Source organism: Rathayibacter sp. VKM Ac-2928, assembly GCF_022815545.1.
Lineage (GTDB): Bacteria > Actinomycetota > Actinomycetes > Actinomycetales > Microbacteriaceae > Rathayibacter > Rathayibacter festucae.
Map to the genome: position 1 here is coordinate 1,513,058 of NZ_JALGRU010000001.1, position 24,419 is coordinate 1,537,476.

Here is a 24,419-nt window from a genome sequence, read left to right on the forward strand (position 1 = left end):
ATGCACCACGACGAGACCAAGGCCGCCGCCCGCGTCGACCGCTTCCTCGCCGAGCGACTCCCCCACGCGGTGACGGCCGAGCGGATCCCGCTCGCCGTCGCCGCGTGGACGGCGGTCGGCGAGCCGGTCGGCTTCGAGACCGCGACCGCCCCGCGGAACGCGTACGAGACGATCGAGCCCGGAGCGCCGTGGGGCGCCGCCTGGGACACCACCTGGTTCCGGGTGACCGGGACGGTGCCCGCCCTGTGGAGCGACGCGGGCGACCGGTTCCGGATCGAGCTCTCGCTGGACCTCGGCTTCGACCGGGCCAAGCCCGGCTTCCAGTGCGAGGGCCTGGCGCGCGCCGCGGACGGCCGGGTGCTCAAGGGCCTCGAGCCGCGCAACCATCACGTGCCGCTCGCCGCGGCCCCCGGCGAGGAGTTCCTCGTCTGGGTGGAGGGCGCGTCCAACCCCGACCTCACCGGCGGGAACGACTTCGCCGGCCCGGGCGGCTTCTCGCCCACCCCGTTCGGCGACCGCGCCACCGCGCCCGTCGAGCCGCTCTACCGGCTGGGCCGCTTCTCGCTCGTGCTCGTCGACACCGTCGCCGAGCGCCTCGGCCTCGAGCTGAGCGTCCTCCGCGGGCTGCACGACGAGCTGCCGTCCACCGAACCGCGCCGGCACGAGATCCTCGCCGGGCTGACCGGGGCTCTCAACGTCCTCGACCCCGACGACCTCGCCGGCACCGTCGCCGACGCGTGCGCGGTGATCGCGCCGCTGCTCGCCGCCCCGGCCGCGCACTCCGCGCACCGGATCTCGGCCACCGGCCACGCGCACATCGACTCCGCCTGGCTCTGGCCCACCCGCGAGACCGTCCGCAAGTGCGCGCGCACCTTCTCCAACGTGCTCGACCTGATGGACCGCGACCCGGACGCCGTCTTCACCTGCTCCTCCGCCCAGCAGTTCGCCTGGATGAAGGAGCACCACCCCGGGATCTTCGCCCGCATCGTCGAGCGGGTCCGCGAGGGCCGCTTCGTCCCGGTCGGCAACATGTGGGTCGAGTCCGACGTCACCATGCCCTCCGGCGAGTCGCTGGTGCGCCAGCTGCAGCAGGGCGCGCGGTTCTTCCAGGAGGAGTTCGGCGCGATCAGCGAGGTCGGCTGGCTCCCGGACTCCTTCGGCTACCCGGCCGCGCTGCCGCAGCTGCTGCGGAAGGCGGGGCTGCGGTGGTTCTTCACGCAGAAGATGTGCTGGAACGAGACCAACGCGATGCCGCACCACTCCTTCGTCTGGGAGGGGCTCGACGGCTCGCGGATCTTCACGCACTTCCCGCCCTCGAACACCTACAGCGGCGACCTCCGGCCGACCGAGCTGGCCCGCATCGTCCGCAACTTCCAGGAGCACGGGCGGGCGACCCGTTCGCTGATGCCGTTCGGCTACGGCGACGGCGGCGGCGGACCCACCCGCGAGATGATGGCGCTCGCCCGGCTGCAGTCCGACCTCGAGGGCTCGCCGCGGATCGAGTTCTCCTCCGCGCACGACTTCTTCGAGGCCGCGGAGGCCGAGTACGCCGACCCGCCGGTCTGGTCCGGCGAGATGTACCTCGAGTTCCACCGCGGCATCCTCACCTCGCAGGCCCGCACCAAGCAGGGCAACCGCCGCAACGAGCGGCTGCTGGCCGAGGCGGAGCACTGGGCGAGCGTCGCGTTCCTGCGCCACGGCGTGCCGTTCCCGTTCGACGAGCTCGACGCGCTCTGGCGGCGGGTGCTGCTCCTGCAGTTCCACGACATCCTCCCCGGCACCGCGATCGCCTGGGTGCACCGCGAGGCCGAGCGCACGCACGCCGAGGTGACGGCGGCCCTGGAGCGGATGATCGACGAGCGGCTCGCGGTGCTCGTCGGGCCGGGCGAGCGGCGGATCGCGCTGAACGCGGCGCCCGTCGTCGTCGGCGGGGTGCCGGCGCGGGGCGGGGCCGCGGCGCAGGCTGTCGTGGCGGCCGCCGAGGGACTCTCCGTGCGCGCCGAGGGCGAGGGCTTCGTCCTCGAGTCGCCGCGCCTCGTCGTCGTGGTCACCGCCACCGGGCAGCTGTCGAGCATCGTCGACCGCGACTCCGGGCGCGAGCTGCTGCCCGCAGGGCGGGTCGGGAACCTGCTGCAGCTGCACCGCGACGAGCCGAACCAGTGGGACGCCTGGGACCTCGACGCCGCCTACCGCGATACCGTCGTCGACCTCGTCGACGGCAGGGTCGAGCTCGGCGAGGACGGCGCGAGCGTCGTCGTCCGCCGGGGCTTCGGTCGCACCGGCAGCACGGCGACCCAGACGATCGCCCTCGATCCGCGCGAGCCCGCGGTCCGGATCCGCACGGTCGTCGACTGGCACGAGCGGCGGAAGCTGCTCAAGCTCGCCTTCCCGCTCGACGTGCACGCCGAGCACTCCTCGGCCGAGACGCAGTTCGGCCACGTCCGCCGCCCCGTGCACACCAACACCAGCTGGGAGGCGGCGAGGTACGAGATCTGCGCGCACCGCTGGCTGCACGTCGGCGAGCCGGGCTTCGGCGTCGCCGTGGCCTCCGACGCGGTCTACGGCTACGACGTGCAGCGCACGATCGACGACGGCCGCGTCAGCACCGTGGTCCGCCAGTCCCTGCTGCGCGCGCCGACCTTCCCCGATCCGGAGGCGGACCAGGGCGAGCACGCGTTCCTCAGCACGATCACCGTCGCGCCCGGCATCGCCGACGCCGTCCGGGCCGGCTTCGCCGCGAGCACCGCGCCGCGCGTCGTCCTCGGCGGGTCGATCCCGGAGGCGCTCGTCGTCGTCGAGGATCCGGCCGTGGTCGTCGACACCGTCACGCTCGCCGCCGACCGCAGCGGCGACGTGATCGTGCGGCTGCACGAGGCGCTCGGCGGCCGCGTCCGCACGGCGCTGGTCGTCGCGCATCCGCTCAGCGGCGTCCGCGAGGTCGATCTGCTCGACCGCGACGCCGAGGGGACGGCGCTGCTGGGCGTCGACTCCGGCCGGATCGCGCTCGAGCTGCGGCCGTTCGAGGTCGTGAGCCTGCGCCTGTCCCCCGCTTCCGTTCCTTCCCCCGCTTCCGATCCTTGCCCCGTGGAGACCCCGTGATCACCGTCGACGACGCCCCCTACGCCGCCCGGCTGCTCGCGGACGCCCGCGTGCGGCGCGACGAGTTCATCGCGCGCGCCCGGCAGCCGCTGACCGGGCTCGGCCCGCGCCCGACCATGCGCGCCATCACCTCCCTGGTCGCCCTGGCGATCGCGGAGGACGACGAGGGGCCGGAGGCGCGGAAGGCGGCCGAGGCGTACCTGCGGCACCTCGCCGCCCAGCAGCTCGACAGCGGCCTGTTCTCGAGCAGCGGCAACCTCGCCTCCCCGCCCGACACGGCGTTCACGATCAACGACCTCTGCGGCTGCGTCGAGCTGCTCGACCGCTGCCGGCCCGCGGGCTTCGCGGCGCTCCGACCAGGACTCGCCGCCATCGCCGTCGCCGCCTCGCCCGCGATGCTGGCGGGCGGCGTGCACACGCCGAACCACCGCTGGGAGCTGGCGAGCGCCCTCGCCGCCCTCGCGGTCCACGTGCACGGCGGGCGCTCGGCGGGCGGCGCGTCCGGCGCACTCGCCGCCGCGCTGCTCGACCGCGCCGACGCCTGGCTGGCCGAGGGCGTCGACATCGACGCCGACGGGCAGTACAGCGAGCGCAGCGCCGTCTACGCCACCGAGGTCACCAACCCGAGCCTGCTGACGCTCGCGCACGACCTCGACCGGCCGTCCCTGCTGGAGCCGGTGCGGCGGAACCTCCGCGCGATCGCCGGCCTGGTCGAGGACGACGGCGAGATCGAGTGCGTGCACTCCCGCCGCCAGGACCAGACCATCCCGTACGACGTCGAGAACCTGCTCTCGCCCTACCGCCTGCTTGCCCTGGAGGACGGCGACCGCGACGCCGCGCGGATCGTCGGGCAGATCCTCGGTCGCACGCTGCGCGAGCCGGAGCGGCACCTCGCCGAGCTGCTGCGCCGCCCGGAGATCGGCGGGCTCCTGCCCGAGCCGGTCGCGACGCCGGCCTCCGTCACCCGCGGCTATCCGGTCAGCCGGCTGCTCCGCCGCCGGGAGGGCGCGCTCTCCGTGTCCGTCTCGGCCGGCAGCGACTTCGCGAGCACCGGCCGGATCGGCTCCGGTCTCGCCAACTCCGCGACCCTGCTCCGGGCGCGCGCGCACGGGCTGGTCCTGCGCTCGCTGCGCGTCTCGCCCGCGTTCTTCTCGCTCGGCTGCGCCCGACCGCAGTCCCTCGAGCCGACCGAGCGCGGCGCGGTGCTCGTCGAGCGGCGGGTCTCGGGCTACTACGGCACGCTGGGTGCCGACGCGCCCGCGGTCACCGCCGTCCCGGACAGCGAGGGCCGCTTCTTCTCGGTGATGGACTTCGCCCGGCGCGAGCGCTTCGACGTCGAGCTGCGGACGGAGGTGGCGGTCGAGGTCGACGAGACGGGCCTCGACGTGCGAGTCTCCTTCACCGGCCTCGAGACGCGCTACGCGCTGGAGCTCGTCGTCGACGGCGACGCACTCGTGTCGGGCGCCGCGGCGCTCGAGGACGGCTGGTGGCTCGACGGAGCCTCCGCGACCGTCGCCACCGACGCCGCCGTGCTGTCGATCGACACCGAGCCCGGGGACGGCGTGCCGCCGGTCCTCGACGACGGCGAGATGTTCACGTACGTCGGCGGCGCCGACCGCATCGCCGGCACCCGGATCCTGCTCGGCGGCTCGACGACCGAGCCGCGCCGCCTGCGACTCGCGATCGCGCCCCGATGAGCACCCAGGTCGACACCGACGACGGGTCCGGAGGCTTCCACGGCAGCACCGAGGCCAGGACCTGGGAGACCGGGCTGATGGTCGGCACCGGGACGACCGGCGCGGCGCTGTACGAGGGCCCCGACGGCGAGGGCGGCGGCGGCGAGGGAGACGGCGGCGGCGGAGGCGCGGTCGTCTCGCTCTCGCACGAGCGGCTCCGCCTGCCGGTCGATCCGCTGGTCGGGCCGCCGCTGCTCGCTCCCCTGCTGCCGGCGATCCGCGCGCTGCTCGACCGGGCGCCCGTGAGCGACGCGGACGCGGAGCGGGTCGAGGAGTGGCACACCCGTGCCTGGGCCGAGGAGGGGCACGACGGCGCGCTCCTCGACGCCGACCCGCTGGTGCCCGCGGGAGTCCTCCGGCTCGAGCTGGCGACCGGGTCGTCCGGCGGCACCCGAGAGCGCTCCGTCGACTACCCGGCGGGCTCTGCCGCCCTGACCCTCCCGACGGGACTCACGGTCAGCGTCCGGGCCGACCGCGCGGCGGACCGGCTCCTCGTCACGGTGCGCGCCGACTCGCCCTTCTCCGGCCTGCTCCGGCTCGCCCCGGCCGACGAGCCGGCCGGGCCTGACCTCGGCCCCGACGCGCCGCGGGACCACCGCGAGCACGCCCTCGTCCGCGCGGTCGACGCCGGCGAGACCCTCGCCCTCGAGACCGTGCCCCGGCACCCCCGCGCGACCGGCTTCCGCTCCGCCCTCGTCAGCGCGCGCCTGCTCCACGGCCACGAGTCCGTCGCGATCGACCGCGACGCGACCTGGCCCGCCTGGCGCGTCTCCGGCGCCCGCGAGCTGGAGCTGGAGCTGCGCGTCTCGGTGACCTCGACCGCGCCCGCGCCCGTCACTCCGCCGGTCCTCGCCCGCTACCCCGCCGCGACCACCCCGCACGAGCACCTCGTCGGCGCCTGCTCCTTCTCCCTCGGCGCCGCGACTCCGCGCAGCATCGAGGACGTGCGGGCCGATCCCGCGGCGACAGACGAGCTCGTCGAGCGCGCCTTCGCCGCCGGCCGGCACGCGATCATCGCCGCCACCGGCGAGCTGCCCGCCAGCCTGCAGGGCGTCTGGGCCGGCTCCTGGGCGCCGGCCTGGTCCTCCGACTACACGCTCAACGGCAACGTGCAGAACGGCGGCGTCGCCTCGCTCGGCACGACCGGCACGCCCGAGCTGCTGCGCTCGTTCTTCACCGCCGTCGCCGAGTTCGAGGACGACTACCGGCTGAACGCCGAGCGGATCCTCGGAGCGCCCGGTTTCCTGCTGCCCACCCGCATCTCCGGGCACGGCCGCGCCAACCACTTCACCGCCGAGTACCCGCTGCAGTACTGGCTCGGCGGCGGCGGCTGGATCCTCCGCCTCGCCTGGGACCACTGGTCGAGCACCGGCGACGAGGAGTTCCTGCGCGACTGGGCCCGGCCCTTCGCCCGCGAGGTCGTCGCCTGCTACCGGCACGCCCTGGTGATCGACCTGGACGGGACGGCGCACGTCTCCCCCGGCTACTCCCCCGAGAACCACCCGGGCGACCAGGAGACGCCGATCACCCGGGACGCCACCTCCGAGGTCGCGATGGTCCGGGACGCGCTGCTGATCGCCGCGCGCATCGAGCGACTGCTCGGCGCCGAGGAGGACACCGCCCCCGAGTGGGAGGCGCTCGCCTCGCGGCTCCCCGGCTACCGCATCAGCGCCGACGGGCAGCTCGCCGAGTGGCAGGACCCGGCGCTCACCGACCGGCCGGAGCACCGGCACGCCTCCCACTTCTACCCGTGGTGGTACGAGGGCGACCCGGCGACCGCCGATCCCGCCCTCGGTGCCGCAGCCCTCGAGGCCGTCCGAGCCCGGCTGCGCTGGCGCGCCGAGGAGCCGACCGCCCCACCCGGCCGGATGGAGATGGCGTTCGGACTCGTGCAGGCCGGCGTCGCCGCCGCCACGCTCGGCGACGCGGAGGCGGCGCTGCAGTGCGTCGACTGGCTCGCCCGCCTGCACTGGCGCCCGAACATGATGCCGACCCACGACGCCGACGCGATCGTCAACGTCGACGCCGCGGGCGGACTGCCCGCCCTCGTCGCGCAGATGCTCGCCCGCTCGGACGGCACGACGCTGCACCTCCTGCCGGCCCTGCCCGACCGCTGGGCGGAGGGACGGATCACCGGCCTGCACCTGCGCGGCGCCCTCCGGGTCGAGTCGCTTTCCTGGAATCGGGAGTCCGTCGAGTGCCTGCTCCGCAGTCCCCTCGACGCGGCGGCGGCACGCCTCGGCGAGCGCGTGCTCGTGCGGCTGCCGGTCGACGTCGAGCTCGAGGAGGGCACGGCCGGAGCGCTCCAGATCGACCCGCGCACCCTCTCGGTCGACCTGCGGGACGGCGCGCCCCTGCACCTCGCCCTGCGGAGGCTCTAGGCCGTCGCGATCGGCCCGCCCGCGCCCCAGACGGCCCGCACCTGCAGCGCGTCGTCCAGAAGCACCACGTCCGCCGCCCGGCCCACCGCGAGCGCGCCGAGCGTGCCCTCGGCTCCCAGCACGCGCGCCGGAGTCGCGGTGACCGCGCCGACCGCTGCCTCGAGCCCCAGGCCGACCGCCCCGGCCGCGCACCGGAGCGCCGCGTCGAGCGTCAGTGTCGAGCCGGCGAGTGTCTCCGTGCCCTCCAGCCGGGCGACGCCGCCCCGCACGTCGACGCGCAGCCGGCCGATCCGGTGCGCCCCGTCGCCCGCTCCCGCCGCCGCCATCGCGTCGGTGACCAGCGCGATCCGTCCGGGCGCCGACGCGAAGGCGATCCGGGCGACGTCAGCGTCCACGTGCTCGCCGTCCAGGATCAGCTCCAGCACCACCCGATGGTCGGCCAGCGCCACCGGGATCGGCCCCGGCGCGCGGTGCCCGATGCCCGGCATCGCGTTGAAGGCGTGGGTGACCAGCCGCGCCCCGCGCTCGATCGCCGCCCGGGTCGTCGCCGCGTCCGCCTCGGTGTGCCCCACAGCGACGACGACCCCCGCGTCGGTGAGCCGCTCGATCGCCGCGAGGCCCCCCGGCAGCTCGGGAGCGATCGTGATCTGCCGGAGACTCCCGCGGGCCGCGTCGAGCAGCCGCTCGACCGCCTCGGCCGTCGGCGCCGTCAGGGCGTCCGGGTCGTGCGCCCCGCAGCGCGACGGCGCGAGGAACGGCCCCTCCAGGTGCGCCCCGAGGACCAGCGGATCCTCCGCCGCCAGCGAGGCGACCGTGTCGAGCGAGGCCTCCAGCTGCGCGAGCGGAGCCGACACCAGGCTCACCAGCGAGCGCGTCGTCCCCTGCGCGCGGTGCAGCGCGAGCCCCGCCCGCATCCCGTCCGCACCCTCGTCGAAGCTGCGGCCCGCCCCGCCGTGCACGTGCAGATCGACGAACCCCGGAGTCGCGGTCAGCCCGCCCGCGTCGTGCACCCGAGCACCCTCCGCCGCCCGCTGCCAGCCCCGCCCGGCCCCGACCTCGACGATCACCCCGTCGACCGCGACCAGCCAGAAGCCCTCGACCGTCCCGCCCGCGTCGACCTTCCGCGCGCCGTGCAGCACCAGCCTCCCGGTCCGCTCCATGTCCGCCTCCTCCTCTCCCGGGGGCACCGCCCCCTCGCTTCCTGCTGATCGAGCAGCCGCCTCATGATGACCGAGCAGCCGCCTCATGCTGATCGAACAGCCGCCTCATGCTGGTCGAGTAGCCGCGCAGCGGCGTATCGAGACCCGCCCCGCCAGCACTCAGGCCCCCCGCCCCCAGCTCGCCTCGATCTCCTCCGCACCCAGCACCCGGTCCGCGAGCAGCAGCTGCCAGCTCCAGCTCGCCTCCGCCCCCGCGTCCAGCGTCCACGTCGCGCCGAAGAACGGCGCCGCGCACAGCATCGGCGTCCCGCTCGTCCGCACGAACCACGTCGACGGATCGACGGGACTGCCCTCGTCCGCCCGCAGCGCGACCGTCGCGCTCCCGTCCGCCACCGCGAGCCAGCGCGACACGACCCCCATCGGCTCCGCGACAGCCCCGTCCGGCCCGCTCACGACACTCCCCTCGAACGACGGGTCCAGCCGCAGGAACAGCCCGCCGTAGCCCGCGTCCGGCCGCCCCGCCGTGGTCGGCGACCCGAAGACCAGCCGCTCCCCGAGCGCGCGCCAGCGGCTCTCGATCCGCAGCACCGTCGCGTCGCCGAGCCGCCGGACGCTCAGCCGCCGCCGCTCGTCGAGGAAGCGCCGCCCGCGCGCATCGAACCACCCGAGCGCGAGGTCCCCCGGGTCCGCGCCCTCCGGCCGCTGCGACCCGTTGTTGTCCACCTGCCGGTAGCCGGTCCCCGTCAGCCAGGTCGGCCCGCCCCAGAGGTTCGTGTCGAGCTCGGCGTCCCCGATCGTGATGTTCGACACCGCGAGCGACAGCCCGAGATGCCAGTCGTGGTCGGCGGGCCGCACATCGCTGACCACCCGACCCGCCGGCGTCCGCAGCGGATGCAGATACGGCCGCGGCGAGTCCCGCGGCGGTGTGTCCGGATCGAGGAGGACGAGGCGCCCGACCCCGTCCGGCAGTTCGACGGAGGTCGGCGAGTCCTGATCCATGCGGCCGACGGTACACGCTTTCCCGGGCTACAGTGCGACGATGCCCCGCACCGGAACTCCGCCCCGATCGCCGCGCCGATGACCGCCGTCCGCTTCGTCTCGATCGGCGACTCCTTCTCGGAGGGCGTCGGCGACGAGCTCCCCGACGGAACCGCCCGCGGCTGGGCCGACCTCACCGCGCAGAGCTGGGCGGATGCGCTCGGCGAGCCGATCGAGTACGCCAACCTCGCCATCCGCGGCCGTCTCATCGACCCGATCGTCGACGAGCAGCTCGAGCCCGCGCTCGCCCTGCGGCCGACCCACCTCTCCTTCAACGGCGGCGGCAACGACATGCTCCGACCACGCGCCGACATCGAGCGCATCGCGGACCGCTACCTCGAGGTCCTCGCCCGCTGCGACGCCGAGGGCGTCGTTCTGATCGCCCTCTCCGCCCCGGACCCGTCCGCGCGGCTTCCGCTCGGCCGGCTGATCAAGCGCCGCGGCGACGCCCTCACCTCGGCCGTCCTGCGCCGCACGCGGCAGCGCCAGGACATCGTCGTCGCCGACAACTGGACCGATCCGGCCTTCGCCGACCCGTCGCTCTGGTCCGAGGACCGCCTGCACCTCGGCCCGCGCGGTCACCACCGCGTCAGCGCCCGCGTGCTCTCCTCCCTCGGCCTCCCCGTCCCGCCCGCCGCCCAGGAGGCGCCCGAGCGGCCCGCCGCCGCGAGCGGAGGCTCCGCGCAGTACTACCGCACCCACGTCGCGCCGTGGCTGCGCCGCCGGCTCACCGGCACGTCCTCCGGCGACGGCCGCACGGCCAAGTACCCGGAGCTCGTGCGCATCGCCCCGACCGCTTAGGCGGGGCCGCCGGAGGTCGACACCGGCTCAGCGCCAGCCGTAGCGTGCCGAGACGACCCGCGCGACCGCGTCGAACCGCGCCCGCTCGAGCGCGGCGCCCTCGCGCCGCATCCCCGCGGGGTGCACGCGGAAGACCCGCTCCGGATCCGCGAAGCTCGGCCGCCCCTCCGGGTCCCAGGGCCCCGCGCCGACCGCGAGGTAGCCGTCGTGCTCCTTCGAGCTCAGCCGGATCGCCAGCGCCGTGCCGACCTTCTCGACCGCGAGGACGAGGACGGGGCGGTCCTTGCCGCGGCCGTCGTCCTCCTCGTAGGGCACCCAGGTCCAGACGACCTCGCCCGGGTCGGGATCGCCGTCCGGCGTCGGCGCGTAGCCGAGGTGGACGCCGCGCAGCCGGGTCGGGTCGACCTCGGAGGTCCGGCCGATGCCGTTCGCGCCCGGCGTGGGCGCCGTGGTGCTCAGGTACGGCCGCTGCGCGGGGGCGCCGGCGTCGGCGCGCGGGGCGCTCGCGCGGCCGAGCAGTCGGAGGAGCAGGGACACGACGGAGCGTGAGGAGGGCACCTGAAAACCCTAGCCCGGAAACGGAAGGAGCCGGCTCCGAAGAGCCGGCTCCACCGGGGTGTCGCGGCGAGCGCGACGAGGCAGCGGGAGGACTAGTCCGCGAGGACGTAGCCCGCCTCGCCGTGGATGGCGGTGTCGATGCCGGCGATCTCGTCCTCGTTCTTCACGCGGAAGCCGATCGTCTTCTGGATGACCCAGCCGATCGCGTAGGTGAGGACGAAGGAGTAGATCAGGACGGTGAAGGCCGCGAGGGCCTGCTTGCCGAGCTGGCTGGCGTCGCCGGTGAGGAAGAGGCCGACATCGGTGCCGAAGAAGCCGATGTAGAGCGTTCCGATCAGACCGCCGACGAGGTGCACGCCGACCACGTCGAGCGAGTCGTCGTAGCCGAGCTTGTACTTGAGGTCGATCGCCAGGGCGCAGACGGCACCGGTGATCAGGCCGAGCACGATCGCCCAGAAGGGCGAGAGCACGGCGCAGGCCGGGGTGATCGCGACGAGGCCCGCGACGGCACCGGAGGCGGCGCCGATCGAGGTGGGCTTGCCGTCCTTGATCTTCTCGATGATCAGCCAGCCGATGATGGCGGCGGCCGGAGCGGCGATGGTGTTGAGGAAGGCGATCGCGGCGATGCCGTCGGCGGCGAGCTCGGAGCCGGCGTTGAAGCCGAACCAGCCGAACCAGAGCAGGCCGGCGCCGAGGAGGACGAACGGCGGGTTGTGCGGCTGGTGCGCGCCCTTGGTGAAGTTGACGCGCTTGCCGAGGACCAGGGCGAGGGCGAGGGCCGCCGCACCGGCGTTGATGTGCACCGCGGTGCCGCCGGCGAAGTCGATCGCACCGACGTTGTAGGCGATCCAGCCGCCGTCCGAGGTGGCGCCGGTCTCGGGGTCGAGGGCGAAGTTGAACACCCACGAGGCGACCGGGAAGTAGACGATGGTCGCCCAGACGCCGGCGAAGACCATCCACGCGCCGAACTTGGCGCGGTCGGCGATCGCACCGGAGATGAGCGCGACGGTGATGATCGCGAAGGTGGCCTGGAAGGCCGCGAAGGCGAGCGTCGGGTACGCGGACTCGATGTCACCGCGGGCCTCGGCGTAGGCACCGGCGAGGCCGAGCTGGCTGAGGTCGATGCCGAGGACGCCGTCCATGCCGACGAAGTCGCCCACACCGGCGTTGGAGAAGGTGATCGCGTAGCCGTAGAGCACCCACAGCACGCCGATCAGGCCCATCGCGCCGAAGCTCAGCATCATCATGCTGATGACGCTCTTCGCTCGGACCAGACCGCCGTAGAAGAAGGCGAGTCCGGGGGTCATGAGCAGGACCAGCGCCGCCGCCAGGAGCAGGAACGCGGTATTGCCTTGATCCATTGTTGAACCTCTCGTGAGTAAGCAGAGTCGTGCAGGAGTCGTGAGTGAGGGCAGTGCAGAGCCCGATGCGGGCCGGCAGTCGCTGCACGACCCCGAAGACACGGCGTCTCGGAGGACGCGGGGTGTCGGGTCACCTCGGGTAGCCGACAGTCTGGCCGCGCGACGTTACGACCCGTGCGGCACGAGGTTTCGCGGATGTTACGAGCACGGCTCCCGTGTGAACAGTGCGTTACAGCGCGCCGCGGATCCCCCGCGCACGAGCCGCGGAGATGCCGCGGAGGACCGACGCCGCGCGCCGGTCCGTCGTCAGGCGCCGGTCCGTCGTCAGGCGAACGGGCGCATCGAGGTCAGCGCGATCAGGCGCGACATCGAGCGGAGGTACTTCTTGCGGTAGCCGCCGCTGAGCATGTCGCCGCCGAAGACCTCGTCGAGCGCGACGCCGGAGGCCAGCACCGGGATCTGAGCGTCGTACACGCGGTCGATGAAGGCGACGAGGCGCAGCGCGTCCGTCTGGTCGGTCAGCGTGGCGACGTCGCGGAGCACGATGGCGTCGACCCCGTCGATCACCTTGATGTAGCGCGAGGGGTGCACCGAGCCGAGGTGGTCGACCGCGGCGCGGAAGGAGTCGTCGGTGACGACGGCGCCGGAGGGGGCCGTGGCGACGAGCTCGTCGATCTCGCTGTCCGAGCGGGTGACCGCGTGGCCCTCGATGTCGCGGCGGCGGTAGTCGGTGCCGTCGATCCGCATCGTCTGGAAGTGCTCGGCCATCGCGTAGATCTCGCGGAGGAAGTCCGCGGCGGCGAAGCGCCCCTCGCCCAGCGCGTTCGGCGGGGTGTTCGAGGTCGCCGCGATGCGGGTGCCGGAGGCGACCAGCTCGCCCAGCAGCCGGGTCATCAGCATCGTGTCGCCCGGGTCGTCCAGCTCGAACTCGTCGATGCAGAGCAGGGCCGAGCCCTTCAGCAGCGAGACCGTCGCCGCGTAGCCGAGGGCGCCCACCAGGGCGGTGTACTCGATGAAGGTGCCGAAGTAGGTGCGGCCCGGCACCGCGTGCCAGATCGCCGCGAGCAGGTGGGTCTTGCCGACGCCGAAGCCGCCGTCGAGGTAGACGCCGGGCTTCACGGCCGGCGCCTTCCTCCGGCCGAAGCCGAGGAACCCGCCGCCGCCGCCCTTGGAGCCGCCACCGGCCGCGAACGCCCGCAGCGCCTCGACGGCCTCCGCCTGCGAGGGGTACTCCGGGTCCGGCCGGTAGCTCTCGAAGGTCGCGCCCTCGAACTGCCGCGGCGGCACCAGGGTCGAGGCGATCTCGTGGCCGCTGATCTGCGGCGAGCGCGCGGACAGGCTGCTCGTCGAACGGACGTCGTCGGGGGTCACGCGGTCTCGCATCCAGGGTCGCAGTACTGTGTCGAGCCGCACGGCGGCGGACGCCGGCGGCACTGTGTCGAACTCTTACGGGGCCGTCCGTGCACCCGCGCACGAGGGCGCGTACTGTCGCTGAGGGCGGTCTCCAGCGTAGCCCGCCCGCACCGCCGCCCATCCGAGAACCACGTCTGCGCCCCGCGCACCATCCTGGAGGTCCCCCTTGCCCGTTGAACTCGATCCGTCGCCGAAGTTCGCCGCCTACGCGCACCCCGAACGACTCGTCAGCGGCGAGTGGCTCGAGCAGCGCCTCGGCACCCCCGGCCTCGTGGTCGTGGAGTCCGACGAGGACGTCCTGCTCTACGAGACCGGCCACATCCCCGGCTCGGTCAAGATCGACTGGCACACCGACCTCAACGACCCGGTGCAGCGCGACTACATCGACGGCGCCGCCTTCGCCGCGCTCGTCGGCGCCAAGGGCATCGCCCGCGACAGCACCGTCGTCATCTACGGCGACAAGAACAACTGGTGGGCCGCCTACGCCCTCTGGGTTTTCACGCTCTTCGGCCACGAGGACGTCCGCCTGCTCGACGGCGGCCGCGACAAGTGGATCGCCGACGGCCGGCCGACCACCACCGACGCCTCGAGCCCGGCCGCGGTCGAGTACCCGGCGGTCGAGCGCCGCGACGAGGACATCCGCGCCTTCAAGGAGGACGTGCTCGCCCACTTCGGCAACCCGCTGATCGACGTCCGCTCCCCCGAGGAGTTCTCCGGCGCCCGCACCACCGCGCCGGCCTACCCGGAGGAGGGCGCCCTGCGCGCCGGCCACATCCCCAGCGCGCAGAACGTGCCGTGGGGCAAGGCCGCGGCGGAGGACGGCACCTTCCGCTCCCTCGACGAGCTGAACGGCATCTACCGCGACGGCGCCGGCCTCGCCGACGGCGACACCGTCATCGCCTACTGCCGGATCGGCGAGCGCTCCTCGCACACCTGGTTCGTGCTCACCCACCTCCTCGGCTTCGAGGGCGTCAAGAACTACGACGGCTCCTGGACCGAGTGGGGCAGCGCCGTCCGCGTCCCCATCGTCCAGGGCGCCGAGCCCGGCGAGGCCCCCGCGCCCCGCTGATCGACCGGCTCCGATCGTGACCCGAGGGCCCCGTGCACACCTGTGCCGGGGCCCTCGGCGTCCGGCCCCGTCGTCCCCGCGTAGGGAAGAATGGAAGCGATGACCACCGACACCCCCGCCACCGACCTGCTCGGCCCCGCGCTCCGCGAGATCCGCGAGGAGTTCCTCGCCCTCGAGAAGCCGGAGCGCCTCCAGCTCCTCCTCGAATTCTCGAACGATCTCCCCGAGCTGCCCGAGCGCTACCGTGATCACCCCGACCTGTTCGAGCGGGTCGAGGAGTGCCAGTCGCCGGTCTTCATCGTCGTCGAGTTCGACGGCGACGTGATCCACCTGCACGCGACCGCCCCGCGCGAGGCGCCGACCACCCGCGGCTTCGCCTCGATCCTCGCCCAGGGCCTGGACGGCCTGACGCCCGAGCAGGTACTCGCGGTTCCTGACGACTTCCCGCAGACCATCGGCCTGTCCGAGGCGGTCTCGCCGCTGCGGCTGCGCGGGATGAGCGCACTGCTCGGCCGCACCAAGCGCCAGATCCGCGCCCACCTGGCCGCCTGAGTCCCGCGCGAGAGCCCGGCACCGTGATCCTGCAGCCGCTCGTCCCCGCCGGCGAGCCGATCCGCCTCGGCGAGGACGGCGCGCGAGCGGCGATCGAGGCGGCCTACCGCCCCGGCGCCGGCGTCCGCGTGCGGCTCAACATGATCGCGAGCGTCAATGGCTCCAGCATCGGCTCCGACGGTACGAGCGAGACGCTGACCAACCGCGTCGACCGGACGATCCTCGGTGTCATCCGCGCGCAGGCCGACGTCGTCCTCGTCGGCGCCGCGAGCGTCCGCGCGGAGGGCTACCGCGTGCCCAAGCGCGCGCCGCTCGCCGTCGTCTCCTCCTCCGGCGACCTGGCCGGCCACCGCCTCGAGGTGCAGGAGGGCGCCCGCGTGCTCTTGCTGCTGCCGGAGGGGCTGGAGGCTCCGGGCGACCTCCCCCGCGGCGTCGAGGTGGTCCCGGTGGCCGCGACCGGCGGGCGGATGAGCGTCGACGCGATCCTCGCGGCCCTGCGCGCCCTCGGGCTGGAGCGCGTGGTCTGCGAGGGCGGCGCCTCGCTGTCGGGCCAGTTCCTCGCCTCCGGCCGCGTCGACGAGCTCTGCCTGACGACCGCGCCCCGCGTCGTGCTGCCGGGCCTCCCCGTCGCGGCGACCGGCCAGCGGATCGACGACGCCTACTCCTTGACGTCGCTCGCCGCGGACGACGCCGGCTTCACCTACGCGCGCTGGACCCGGATCGGCTGAGCGCCCGCTCCGCCAGCCAGCGCTCGACCGACGACTCCCAGAGCTCCGGGTCGTCGTTCCAGAGCCGGGTGTGCCCCGCCCCGTGGAAGAGCACGAGGTCCACCAGATCGGGGCGCGCCGCCGCGAGGGCCTCGGACGGGCCGCTCGGCACGAAGTCGTCGTCGACGCTGTGCAGCAGGAGGACCGGCACGGTCAGCTCGGCGGCCCGCTCGACCAGATCCATCGCGGCCAGCGGGACGTGACTGCTCTGCCCGGTCAGCGCGGCCGACCACGGCCGCTGCATCGCCGTGAGCGCGAGCGCCGCGATCGGCGCCGGGATCCGGTTCAGCCGCGCCTGCTTCCGCAGGGTCACCCGCCAGTCGATCACCGGCGAGTCGAGCACCAGCCCCGCGATCAGCTCGCGGCGGCTCGAGCGCAGCGCGGTCTGCAGCACGATCGCACCGCCCATCGACCAGCCGACGAGCACGACCCGGCGCGCGCCGCGCCGCTCGGCGAACCGGATCGCGGCGTCGACGTCGCGCCACTCCGTCTCCCCCAGCGCGTAGCGCCGGTCCGGGCTCTCCGGAGCGTCGCCGTCGTTGCGGTACGAGACGACCAGCGAGGTGAGCCCCGCCCGGTGGAACGCGGCCATCCCGCGCAGCGTCTCCTCGCGGGTCGTCGCGCGGCCGTGCACGTGGATCGCCCAGACGCCGCCGTCCTCCTCGGCCGGGAAGAGCCAGGCCGGAGCCGCGCCGAACTGCGTCGGCACCTCCTCCGCCGTGAAGGGCAGCCCGGTCTCGCGCGGCGAGAGCAGCAGCCAGCCGTTCAGCCGCCCGCGGGCACCGGGCCGCAGCGTCCCGCGATCGACCTGCCCGAGCTCCCGCACGACCCGGCCGCGCCCGGTCGCGAGCAGCCGCCCGATCCGCGCGTGCCCGCGCCCGTGGTCGAACCAGAGGCTGAAGCCGCCGCGGACCGCGGTGTCGACCGACTCCGACAGCTCGATCTCGTGCACCTCCGGTCGCACGGCGAGGACCCGCACGTCCTGAGCGCGCCGGGAGGGCGGAGTGACCACTCCGCGGAGGAAGGCCGTCCCGAGCGCGGCGCCGCCGAGGGCCGTCAGAGCGGCGAGGGCGGGGGCCGCGAGGACCGCGGCGAGGACGACACCGGTGTGCGCGCTCTCCGCGGCGTGCCTGCGGGCTTCGAGCATGCGGGAACTCTAGTCTGCGAGCGTGCCCGAATTCCCAGCGCCGTCCCAGCTCCCGGAGGAGTTCCGCGCCGCGGTCGACTCCCTGCGCCGGGCGACGACCCGCTCCGAGCTCACCGTCTCCGAGATCGCCTCGCCGGCCGGGCTCGCGCCCTACGCCGTCGCCCTCTCCGGCGACGTCTCGCCGCGCGCCCACGGCCGCGACTCCGAGCTGGGCACCGGGCGCTTCATCCTGCTCTACGACCCCGAGGAGCCGGAGCAGTGGGGCGGCCCGTTCCGCGTCGTCTGCTTCGCCCAGGCCCCGCTCGAGATCGAGATCGGCACCGATCCCTTCCTCGCCGAGGTCGCGTGGTCCTGGCTGATGGACGCGCTCGAGGTCCGCGGCGCCTTCTACACCGCCGCCTCCGGCACCGCGACCAAGGTCCTCTCCACCGGATTCGGCGAGCTGGCCGCCCAGGGCGACGGCGCGCAGATCGAGATCCGGGCCTCCTGGAGCCCCGAGGATGCGCAGCTCGCTCCCCACGTGGAAGGCTGGGGGGAGCTGTTGTGCATGCTCGCGGGCCTCCCGCCCGTATCGGGCGACGGTGTGACCTCGCTCGCCTTCCGACGGAACAACCGTGACTGATTACCGTGTCCTCTCCACCCCCGACGAGTTCCTCGCCGCGGTCGACGCCCTCGCCGCCGGCGAGGGTCCCGTCGCCGTCGACGCCGAGCGCGCCTCCGGCTTCACCTACTCGCAGCGCGCGTACCTGATCCAGGTCTACCGCCGCGGCGCCGGAGCGTTCCTCTTCGACCCGCCCGCGATCGGCCGGATGGACGCCCTCCAGGCCGTGATCGGCGAGGAGGAGTGGATCCTGCACGCCGCCAGCCAGGACCTCGCCTGCCTGCGCGAGGTCGGCCTCGACCCGGTGCGCATCTTCGACACCGAGCTCGCCGCCCGCCTGCTCGGCCTGCCCAAGGTCGGTCTCGGCGCCGTCGTCGAGGACCTGCTCGGCATCCACCTCGCCAAGGAGCACTCGGCCGCCGACTGGTCGACCCGCCCCCTCCCCCAGAGCTGGCTGGTCTACGCCGCGAAGGACGTCGAGCTGCTGCCCGACCTGCGCGACCGGATGGCCGAGATGCTCGTCGAGGCCCGCAAGACCCGGATCGCCCGCGAGGAGTTCGAGGCGACCCTGGCACGGCAGCCCAAGCCGGTCCCGGCCGAGCCGTGGCGCCGCCTCTCCGGCATGCACGCCCTGCGCGGGCCCCGCGCCCTCGCCATCGCCCGCGAGCTCTGGCTGACCCGCGACGCCTTCGCACGCGAGCGCGACATCGCGCCCGGCCGGCTGATCCCCGACTCCTCGATCATCGCCGTGTCGCGCAACGTCCCCACGAGCCTCGGCCAGCTCTCCGGCCGCCGCGACTTCACCGGCCGCGCCAGCCGCGGCGAGGTCGAGCGCTGGTGGGCCGCGATCGAGCGCGGTCAGAGCACCGAGGACCTGCCCGGCCCCGTCCGTCCCGCCGCCGACACCCTGCCGCCGCCGCGCGCCTGGGGCGACCGCAACCCGGCCGCCGACGCCAGGCTGAAGGCCGCCCGCGCCGTCGTCGGCGAGATCGCCGAGCTGCTCTCGCTCCCGGTCGAGAACCTGCTCACGCCCGAGCTGGTCCGCCGCCTCGCCTGGAACCCGCCGGAGCCGCTCGACCGGGACTCCGTCGCCGCCGAGCTGGAGCGCGCCGGTGCCCGCTCCTGGCAGATCGACGCGACCGCCGGCTCGCTCGCCACCGCGTTTGTGGAAGCCGGGCAAGCACCCGTCGAGGGCACGGAACCCGCTTCGTAGGAAGAAGCAAAGGATTCCGGCGCCCGTCGCCGCCTTCCTACGATCGGAACGACGTCCGGTTTCCGAGAGGGCGTCCCGTTTTCAGGAGGCACTGTGGCCGAGAGATCCGAAGTCGTGTTCGTCGACGGAGTCCGTACTCCGTTCGGGCGAGCCGGTGAGAAGGGCATGTACTGGCAGACCCGGGCCGACGACCTCGTCGTCAAGGCCATGATCGGTCTGCTGGAGCGCAACACCGCCCTGCCCAAGGAGCGCGTGGACGAGGTCGCCATCGCCGCGACCACCCAGCAGGGCGACCAGGGCCTGACCCTCGGCCGCACCGCCGCGCTCCTCGCGGGCCTGCCGCGCTCGGTCCCCGGCTACGCGATCGACCGGATGTGCGCGGGAGCGATGACCTCGGTCACCACGACCGCCGGCGGCATCGCCTTCGGCGCCTACGACGTCGTGATCGCCGGCGGCGTCGAGCACATGGGCCGCCACCCGATGGGCTTCAACGCCGACCCCAACCCGCGCTTCCTCTCCGAGCGCCTGGTCGGCGAGGAGGCCCTCAACATGGGCAAGACCGCGGAGAAGATCCACGACCGCTTCCCGCAGCTCACCAAGAGCCGCTCCGACCACTACGCCCTGCGCAGCCAGCAGAAGCTGGCCGAGGCCTACCGCAACGGCGACATCCAGCCCGATCTCGTCCCGGTCGCCACCCGCAGCGCTGCCGGCTGGGGCCTCGCCACCGCCGACGAGGCGCCCCGCCCCGAGACCACGCTCGAGGGGCTGGCGAATCTGCGCACCCCGTTCCGCCCGCACGGCCGGGTCACCGCCGGCAACTCCTCCGGTCTCAACGACGGCGCCGCCGTCTCGCTGCTCGCCAGCGCCGACGCCGCGAAGGAGCTGGGCCTGCCCGAGAAGATGCGCCTGGTCAGCTTCGCCTTCGCCGGCGTCGAGCCCGAGATCATGGGCATCGGTCCGGTGCCCTCGACCGAGAAGGCGCTGAAGAAGGCCGGGCTCGGCATCGAGGACATCGGCCTCTTCGAGCTCAACGAGGCGTTCGCCGTGCAGGTGCTCTCCTTCCTCGACCACTTCGGCATCGACGACGACGACCCGCGGGTCAACGAGTACGGCGGCGCGATCGCGATCGGCCACCCGCTCGCCTCGTCGGGCGTCCGGCTGATGATCCAGCTCGCCCACCAGTTCGAGGCGCACCCCGAGGTCCGCTACGGCCTGACCGCGATGTGCGTCGGTCTCGGCCAGGGCGGCTCGGTCATCTGGGAGAACCCGCACTTCGACGGCAAGCGCGCACGACGGAAGGGACGCTGACCCATGCTCGAAGGATTCGAGGACCTGGTCGAACTCGCCGAGGGCGAGGTCGTCACCCACTCCTACGTCCGCGACGTCCCGCTCCCCAGCGGCCGCGTCCTGGCGCTGATCACGCTCGACAACGACCGCGACCACACCCGGCCGAGCACCTTCGGCCCCGCCGGGCTGTTCGAGCTGGCCGACGTGCTGCTCGCCCAGCAGGCGCGCGCGAAGGCCGGTGAGATCCAGGCGGTCGGAGTGACGGGCAAGCCGTTCATCCTCGCCGCCGGCGCCGACCTCAGCAAGGTCGGCAGCATCCCGAGCCACGAGATCGGCCGCCAGCTGGCGCGCCTGGGCCACACGACCCTCGGCCTGCTGTTCGAGCTCGGCGTTCCCTCGTTCGTCTTCATCAACGGGCTCGCGCTCGGCGGCGGCACCGAGATCGCGCTGAACGCCGACTACCGGACCGTCGACGCCTCGATCCCCGCGCTCGGGCTGCCCGAGGTCTTCCTCGGCATCATCCCCGGCTGGGGCGGCGCCTGGCTGCTGCCGAACCTGATCGGCATCGAGAACGCGCTCAAGGTGATCGTCGAGAACCCGCTGAAGAACAACCGGACCCTCAAGGGCCAGGACGTCTTCGACCTCGGCATCGCCGACGCGATCTTCCCCTCCGCGAGCTTCCTCGAGAACTCGCTGGTCTGGGCCGACGGCGTCCTCGGCGGGACCGTCGAGGTCAAGCGGCCGAACGTGCCCGGGAAGATCGAGCGGCTGGTCAAGTGGGACGCCGCGATCGCGATCGCCCGCAAGCAGCTCGAGTCGAAGATCGGCACCGTCGCCGCGTCGCCCTACCGCGCGCTCGACCTGCTGAAGGCCGCCAAGAGCAGCACCCGCGAGGAGGGCTTCGCCGCCGAGGACGAGGCCCTGGCCGACCTCGTCTCCGGGGATCAGTTCCGCGCGAGCATCTACGCCTTCGACCTGGTGCAGAAGCGGGCCAAGCGCCCCGCCGGCGCGCCGGACAAGAGCCTCGCCAAGCCGGTCACCAAGGTCGGCGTCATCGGCGCGGGTCTCATGGCCACGCAGTTCGCGCTGCTCTTCGTCCGCCGCCTCCAGGTGCCGGTGGTCATCACCGACCTCGACCAGGAGCGGGTGGACCGCGGCGTCGCGAGCATCGTCGGCGAGATCGACACCCTGCTCGCCAAGGGCCGCCTCTCGCCGGACGACGCGAACCGCCTCCGTGGTCTCGTCACCGGCACCACCGACCGCGCCGACTTCGCCGACGCCGACTGGGTCATCGAGGCCGTCTTCGAGGAGCTCTCCGTCAAGCAGGAGGTCTTCGCCGACATCGAGCGCTACGTGTCCCCCACCGCCGTCCTCGCGACGAACACCTCGTCGCTCTCGGTCGAGCGGATCGGCGAGCGGCTGCAGCACCCGGAGCGCCTCGTCGGCTTCCACTTCTTCAACCCGGTCGCGGTGATGCCGCTGATCGAGGTCGTGAACACGCCGCAGACCGACGACGAGACGCTGTCGACCGCGATGGTCACGGCGGCGAAGCTGAAGAAGAACGCCGTCATCACCCGCGACACCCCGGGCTTCGTGGTCAACCGCGTCCTGGCGAAGGTGCTCGGCGAGGCGATGCACGCCGTCGACACCGGCACCCCGTTCGAGGTCGTCGAGGCCTCGCTCGAGCCGTTCGGCCTGCCGATGACGCCGTTCGAGCTGCTCGAGCTCGTCGGACTCAAGGTCGGCGCGCACGTGCTCGACACCCACCACGCCGCCTTCCCGGACCGCTTCTACGACAGCGCGAACCTGCACCGCCTGGCGGAGCTCGGCCACGTCTTCGAGCGCGACGCCAAGGGCCGGGTGAAGGGCGTGGACAAGCGCGCCGTCGCCATCGTCCAGGGCGGCTCCGACCCGATGACCGCCGAGGAGCTGCGGCTGCGCGTCGAGACCGGCCTCGCCGACGAGGTGAAGCGGATGCTGGACGACGACGTCGTGCACGCCGCGGAGGACATCGACCTCTGCCTCATCCTCGGCGCCGGCTACCCGTTCCAGATGGGCGGCCTGACGCCCTACCTCGACCGCGTCGGCGCGAGCGAGCGCGCCTTCGGCGGCACGTTCCACGACCCGGCCATCCGCGGGGTCGAGTAACCGCAGGAACGCTGGAGGGCGCCCACCGGTCCGGTGGGCGCCCTCTCTCGTGCGTGGAGCGTGCTCAGTCCTCGAGCACTCAGTCCTTGCGCGCGTCGTCGTGCGCCGCGACCTCTTCGGGCAGCGGGCGCGCGACCGGGATCTTGCTGCCGAGCACCTGGGCGACGACGTCGCGGGCGATGTGCTGCGGAGTCAGTCCGACGTCCTCGAGGATCTCCTCGCGCTTGGCGTGGTCGAGGAACTGGTCCGGCAGCCCCAGCTCGGTGACGGCCGTGTCGACGCCGGCCTCGCGGAGGTCCTGGCGGATCCGGGTGCCGATGCCGCCGACGCGGACGCCGTCCTCGATCGAGATCACGAGGCGGTGCTCGGCGGCGAGGTCGATGACGCTGCGCGGCACCGGCACGACCCAGCGCGGGTCGACGACGGTGGCGCCGATGCCCTGCGCGGCGAGCCGCTGCGCGACGTCGAGGCCCATCGCGGCCATCGGGCCGACGGTCACGATCAGCACGTCCTGGCGCTCGGAGCGCAGCAGCACGTCGACGCCGTCGTCGAGGCGCTCGAGCGCGTCGATCTCGTCGCCGACGTTGCCCTTGGAGAAGCGCACGACCGTGGGGGCGTCCTTCACGCCGACGGCCTCGCGCAACTCCTCGCGCAGCCTGACGGAGTCGCGGGGCGCGGCGAGGCGGATGTTCGGGACGACCTGGAGGATCGCGAGGTCCCACATGCCGTGGTGGCTCGGACCGTCGGGGCCGGTGACCCCGGCGCGGTCGAGCACGAAGGTGACACCGGCGCGGTGCAGCGCCACGTCCATCAGCACCTGGTCGAAGGCGCGGTTGACGAAGGTCGCGTAGAGCGCGACGACCGGGTGCAGACCGCCGAATGCGAGGCCGGCGGCCGAGGTCACGGCGTGCTGCTCGGCGATGCCGACGTCGAACACGCGGTCCGGGTACTTCTCGGCGAGGCGGTCGAGGCCGACCGGGCGGAGCATGGCGGCGGTGATGCCGACGATCGTCGGGTCCTCGTCCGCGAGGGTGACGATCTCCTCCGCGAAGACCGAGGTCCAGGAGCGGGCGCCGCTCGCGCTCAGCGGCTCGCCGGTCTCGGGATCGATCTGGCCGACCGCGTGGAACTGGTCGGCGAGGTCCTGGACGGCGGGCTCGAAGCCCTTGCCCTTCTGCGTGATCGCGTGCACGATCACGGGCGTGCCGTAGTCCTTCGCCTGCTGGAGCGCCTCCTCCATCGCGGTGAGGTCGTGTCCGTCGATCGGGCCGAGGTACTTGATGTCGAGGTTGGAGTACAGCGCCTCGTTGTTGATGAAGCGGCTGAGGAAGCCGTGCAGGCCACCGCGCACACCGCGGTAGACCGCCGCTGCGGGGCCGCCCAGGCGCTCGGAGACGGCGCGGGAGCCGCGGTGCAGCGTGCGGTAGGTGCGCCGGGTGCGGACGCCGTTGAGGAAGCGCGCCATGCCGCCGATGGTCGGGGCGTAGGAGCGGCCGTTGTCGTTGACGACGATGACGAGCCCGCGGGAGTTGTCGTCGCTGATGTTGTTCAGCGCCTCCCATGTCATCCCGCCGGTGAGCGCGCCGTCGCCGACGACGGCGACCACGTGGCGGTCGGTCTGACCGGTCATCGTGAAGGCGCGGGAGATGCCGTCCGCCCAGGACAGCGAGCTGGACGCGTGCGAGCTCTCGACGATGTCGTGCGGCGACTCGGAGCGCTGCGGGTAGCCGGCGAGACCGCCGCGCTGGCGGAGGCCGGAGAAGTCCTGGCGGCCGGTCAGCAGCTTGTGCACGTAGGACTGGTGCCCCGTGTCGAAGATGATCGCGTCGTGCGGCGAGTCGAAGACCCGGTGGATCGCGATGGTCGTCTCGACGACGCCGAGGTTCGGGCCGAGGTGGCCGCCGGTCTTGGACACCTCGCGCACGAGGAAGTCGCGGATCTCCAGCGCCAGCGTCTCGAGCTCGGTCCGGGTCAGGCGGTCGAGGTCGCGCGGTCCGGAGATGGTCTCGAGAACAGCCATTCGCGCCGCCTTTCCGGGGGATGTCTGAGGGGTGTGGACGTCTCCCGAGTCTACGCACGGGGTCCGGT

Annotated in this window: 18 protein-coding genes; 11 read left to right on the top strand and 7 right to left on the bottom strand. The window is 73.7% G+C overall.

What is annotated here, in order from left to right:
- Genes MT350_RS07010 through MT350_RS07020 form a run of 3 tightly spaced genes read left to right on the top strand, consistent with a single transcriptional unit; the run spans position 1 to position 7,216 of the window.
- On the top strand, positions 1-3,099 hold the full coding sequence (locus MT350_RS07010) for a glycoside hydrolase family 38 C-terminal domain-containing protein (RefSeq protein WP_243615599.1): 3,099 nt from the start codon (positions 1-3) through the stop codon (positions 3,097-3,099).
- Entirely contained in the window at positions 3,096-4,796 is a 1,701-nt protein-coding gene (locus tag MT350_RS07015) for a hypothetical protein (protein WP_243615600.1), read from the top strand. The genes MT350_RS07010 and MT350_RS07015 overlap by 4 nt, the downstream gene beginning before the upstream one ends.
- Positions 4,793-7,216 (top strand): glycoside hydrolase family 95-like protein, encoded by a 2,424-nt coding sequence (locus MT350_RS07020; protein WP_243615601.1) that lies wholly within the window; start codon positions 4,793-4,795, stop codon positions 7,214-7,216. The genes MT350_RS07015 and MT350_RS07020 overlap by 4 nt, the downstream gene beginning before the upstream one ends.
- Here MT350_RS07020 and MT350_RS07025 read toward each other — a convergent pair.
- Positions 7,213-8,376 carry an N-acetylglucosamine-6-phosphate deacetylase gene (locus MT350_RS07025; protein WP_243615602.1) on the bottom strand — a complete coding sequence of 388 codons (1,164 nt, stop codon included), beginning with the start codon at positions 8,374-8,376 and terminating at the stop codon, positions 7,213-7,215. The two genes, MT350_RS07020 and MT350_RS07025, sit on opposite strands and share 4 nt — an antisense overlap.
- Positions 8,377-8,535: 159 nt before the next feature.
- Positions 8,536-9,375 (bottom strand): DUF6807 family protein, encoded by an 840-nt coding sequence (locus MT350_RS07030; protein ID WP_243615603.1) that lies wholly within the window; start codon positions 9,373-9,375, stop codon positions 8,536-8,538.
- Positions 9,376-9,453: 78 nt separating this feature from the next.
- Here MT350_RS07030 and MT350_RS07035 point away from each other — a divergent pair, with 78 nt between their 5' ends.
- A complete protein-coding gene (locus MT350_RS07035) occupies positions 9,454-10,215 on the top strand; it encodes an SGNH/GDSL hydrolase family protein (protein ID WP_243615604.1) in 762 nt (253 codons plus the stop codon).
- A 27-nt stretch (positions 10,216-10,242) separates the two neighbouring features.
- On the opposite strand, the gene MT350_RS07040 is transcribed toward MT350_RS07035, so the two are convergent.
- The 3 genes from MT350_RS07040 to zapE all read right to left on the bottom strand — a co-directional run bounded on the left by MT350_RS07040 (position 10,243) and on the right by zapE (position 13,505).
- On the bottom strand, positions 10,243-10,773 hold the full coding sequence (locus tag MT350_RS07040) for a type II toxin-antitoxin system PemK/MazF family toxin (protein ID WP_243615605.1): 531 nt from the start codon (positions 10,771-10,773) through the stop codon (positions 10,243-10,245).
- Positions 10,774-10,865: 92 nt separating this feature from the next.
- Positions 10,866-12,134, bottom strand: a complete 1,269-nt coding sequence (locus MT350_RS07045) for an ammonium transporter (RefSeq protein ID WP_243615606.1) — start codon at positions 12,132-12,134, stop codon at positions 10,866-10,868.
- A 324-nt stretch (positions 12,135-12,458) separates the two neighbouring features.
- Positions 12,459-13,505: a cell division protein ZapE gene (gene zapE, locus MT350_RS07050; RefSeq protein ID WP_243615607.1), complete on the bottom strand. Its 1,047-nt coding sequence runs from the start codon at positions 13,503-13,505 to the stop codon at positions 12,459-12,461.
- 208 nt (positions 13,506-13,713) lie between these two features.
- Between zapE and MT350_RS07055 the strand changes: the two genes are divergently transcribed.
- The 3 genes from MT350_RS07055 to MT350_RS07065 all read left to right on the top strand — a co-directional run bounded on the left by MT350_RS07055 (position 13,714) and on the right by MT350_RS07065 (position 15,896).
- Positions 13,714-14,616 carry a sulfurtransferase gene (locus MT350_RS07055; protein WP_243586755.1) on the top strand — a complete coding sequence of 301 codons (903 nt, stop codon included), beginning with the start codon at positions 13,714-13,716 and terminating at the stop codon, positions 14,614-14,616.
- A 99-nt stretch (positions 14,617-14,715) separates the two neighbouring features.
- The gene (locus MT350_RS07060; protein WP_123732307.1) at positions 14,716-15,168 is read left to right on the top strand and encodes a SufE family protein; all 453 of its coding nucleotides are present in this window, start codon (positions 14,716-14,718) and stop codon (positions 15,166-15,168) included.
- 23 nt (positions 15,169-15,191) lie between these two features.
- Positions 15,192-15,896 carry a dihydrofolate reductase family protein gene (locus MT350_RS07065; RefSeq protein WP_243615608.1) on the top strand — a complete coding sequence of 235 codons (705 nt, stop codon included), beginning with the start codon at positions 15,192-15,194 and terminating at the stop codon, positions 15,894-15,896.
- Here the strand turns inward: MT350_RS07065 and MT350_RS07070 are convergent.
- The gene (locus MT350_RS07070) at positions 15,865-17,082 is read right to left on the bottom strand and encodes a S9 family peptidase (protein ID WP_243615609.1); all 1,218 of its coding nucleotides are present in this window, start codon (positions 17,080-17,082) and stop codon (positions 15,865-15,867) included. The genes MT350_RS07065 and MT350_RS07070 overlap by 32 nt on opposite strands.
- Positions 17,083-17,104: 22 nt before the next feature.
- Here MT350_RS07070 and MT350_RS07075 point away from each other — a divergent pair, with 22 nt between their 5' ends.
- The 4 genes from MT350_RS07075 (at position 17,105) to MT350_RS07090 (ending at position 22,331) form a co-directional block, all read left to right on the top strand.
- Complete coding sequence (locus MT350_RS07075) at positions 17,105-17,704, top strand: DUF3000 domain-containing protein (RefSeq protein ID WP_123445865.1); 600 nt, start codon at positions 17,105-17,107, stop codon at positions 17,702-17,704.
- Positions 17,697-18,896 (top strand): ribonuclease D, encoded by a 1,200-nt coding sequence (locus MT350_RS07080; protein ID WP_123445864.1) that lies wholly within the window; start codon positions 17,697-17,699, stop codon positions 18,894-18,896. The genes MT350_RS07075 and MT350_RS07080 overlap by 8 nt, the downstream gene beginning before the upstream one ends.
- Positions 18,897-18,989: 93 nt before the next feature.
- Positions 18,990-20,204: a thiolase family protein gene (locus MT350_RS07085; RefSeq protein ID WP_243599195.1), complete on the top strand. Its 1,215-nt coding sequence runs from the start codon at positions 18,990-18,992 to the stop codon at positions 20,202-20,204.
- Between the two features lie 3 nt (positions 20,205-20,207).
- Positions 20,208-22,331, top strand: coding sequence for a 3-hydroxyacyl-CoA dehydrogenase NAD-binding domain-containing protein (locus tag MT350_RS07090; protein ID WP_243615610.1), 2,124 nt, complete (start codon positions 20,208-20,210; stop codon positions 22,329-22,331).
- Positions 22,332-22,410: 79 nt separating this feature from the next.
- Here the strand turns inward: MT350_RS07090 and dxs are convergent, their stop codons facing one another.
- The gene (gene dxs, locus MT350_RS07095) at positions 22,411-24,351 is read right to left on the bottom strand and encodes a 1-deoxy-D-xylulose-5-phosphate synthase (RefSeq protein ID WP_123703583.1); all 1,941 of its coding nucleotides are present in this window, start codon (positions 24,349-24,351) and stop codon (positions 22,411-22,413) included.
- Positions 24,352-24,419: the final 68 nt, after the last annotated feature.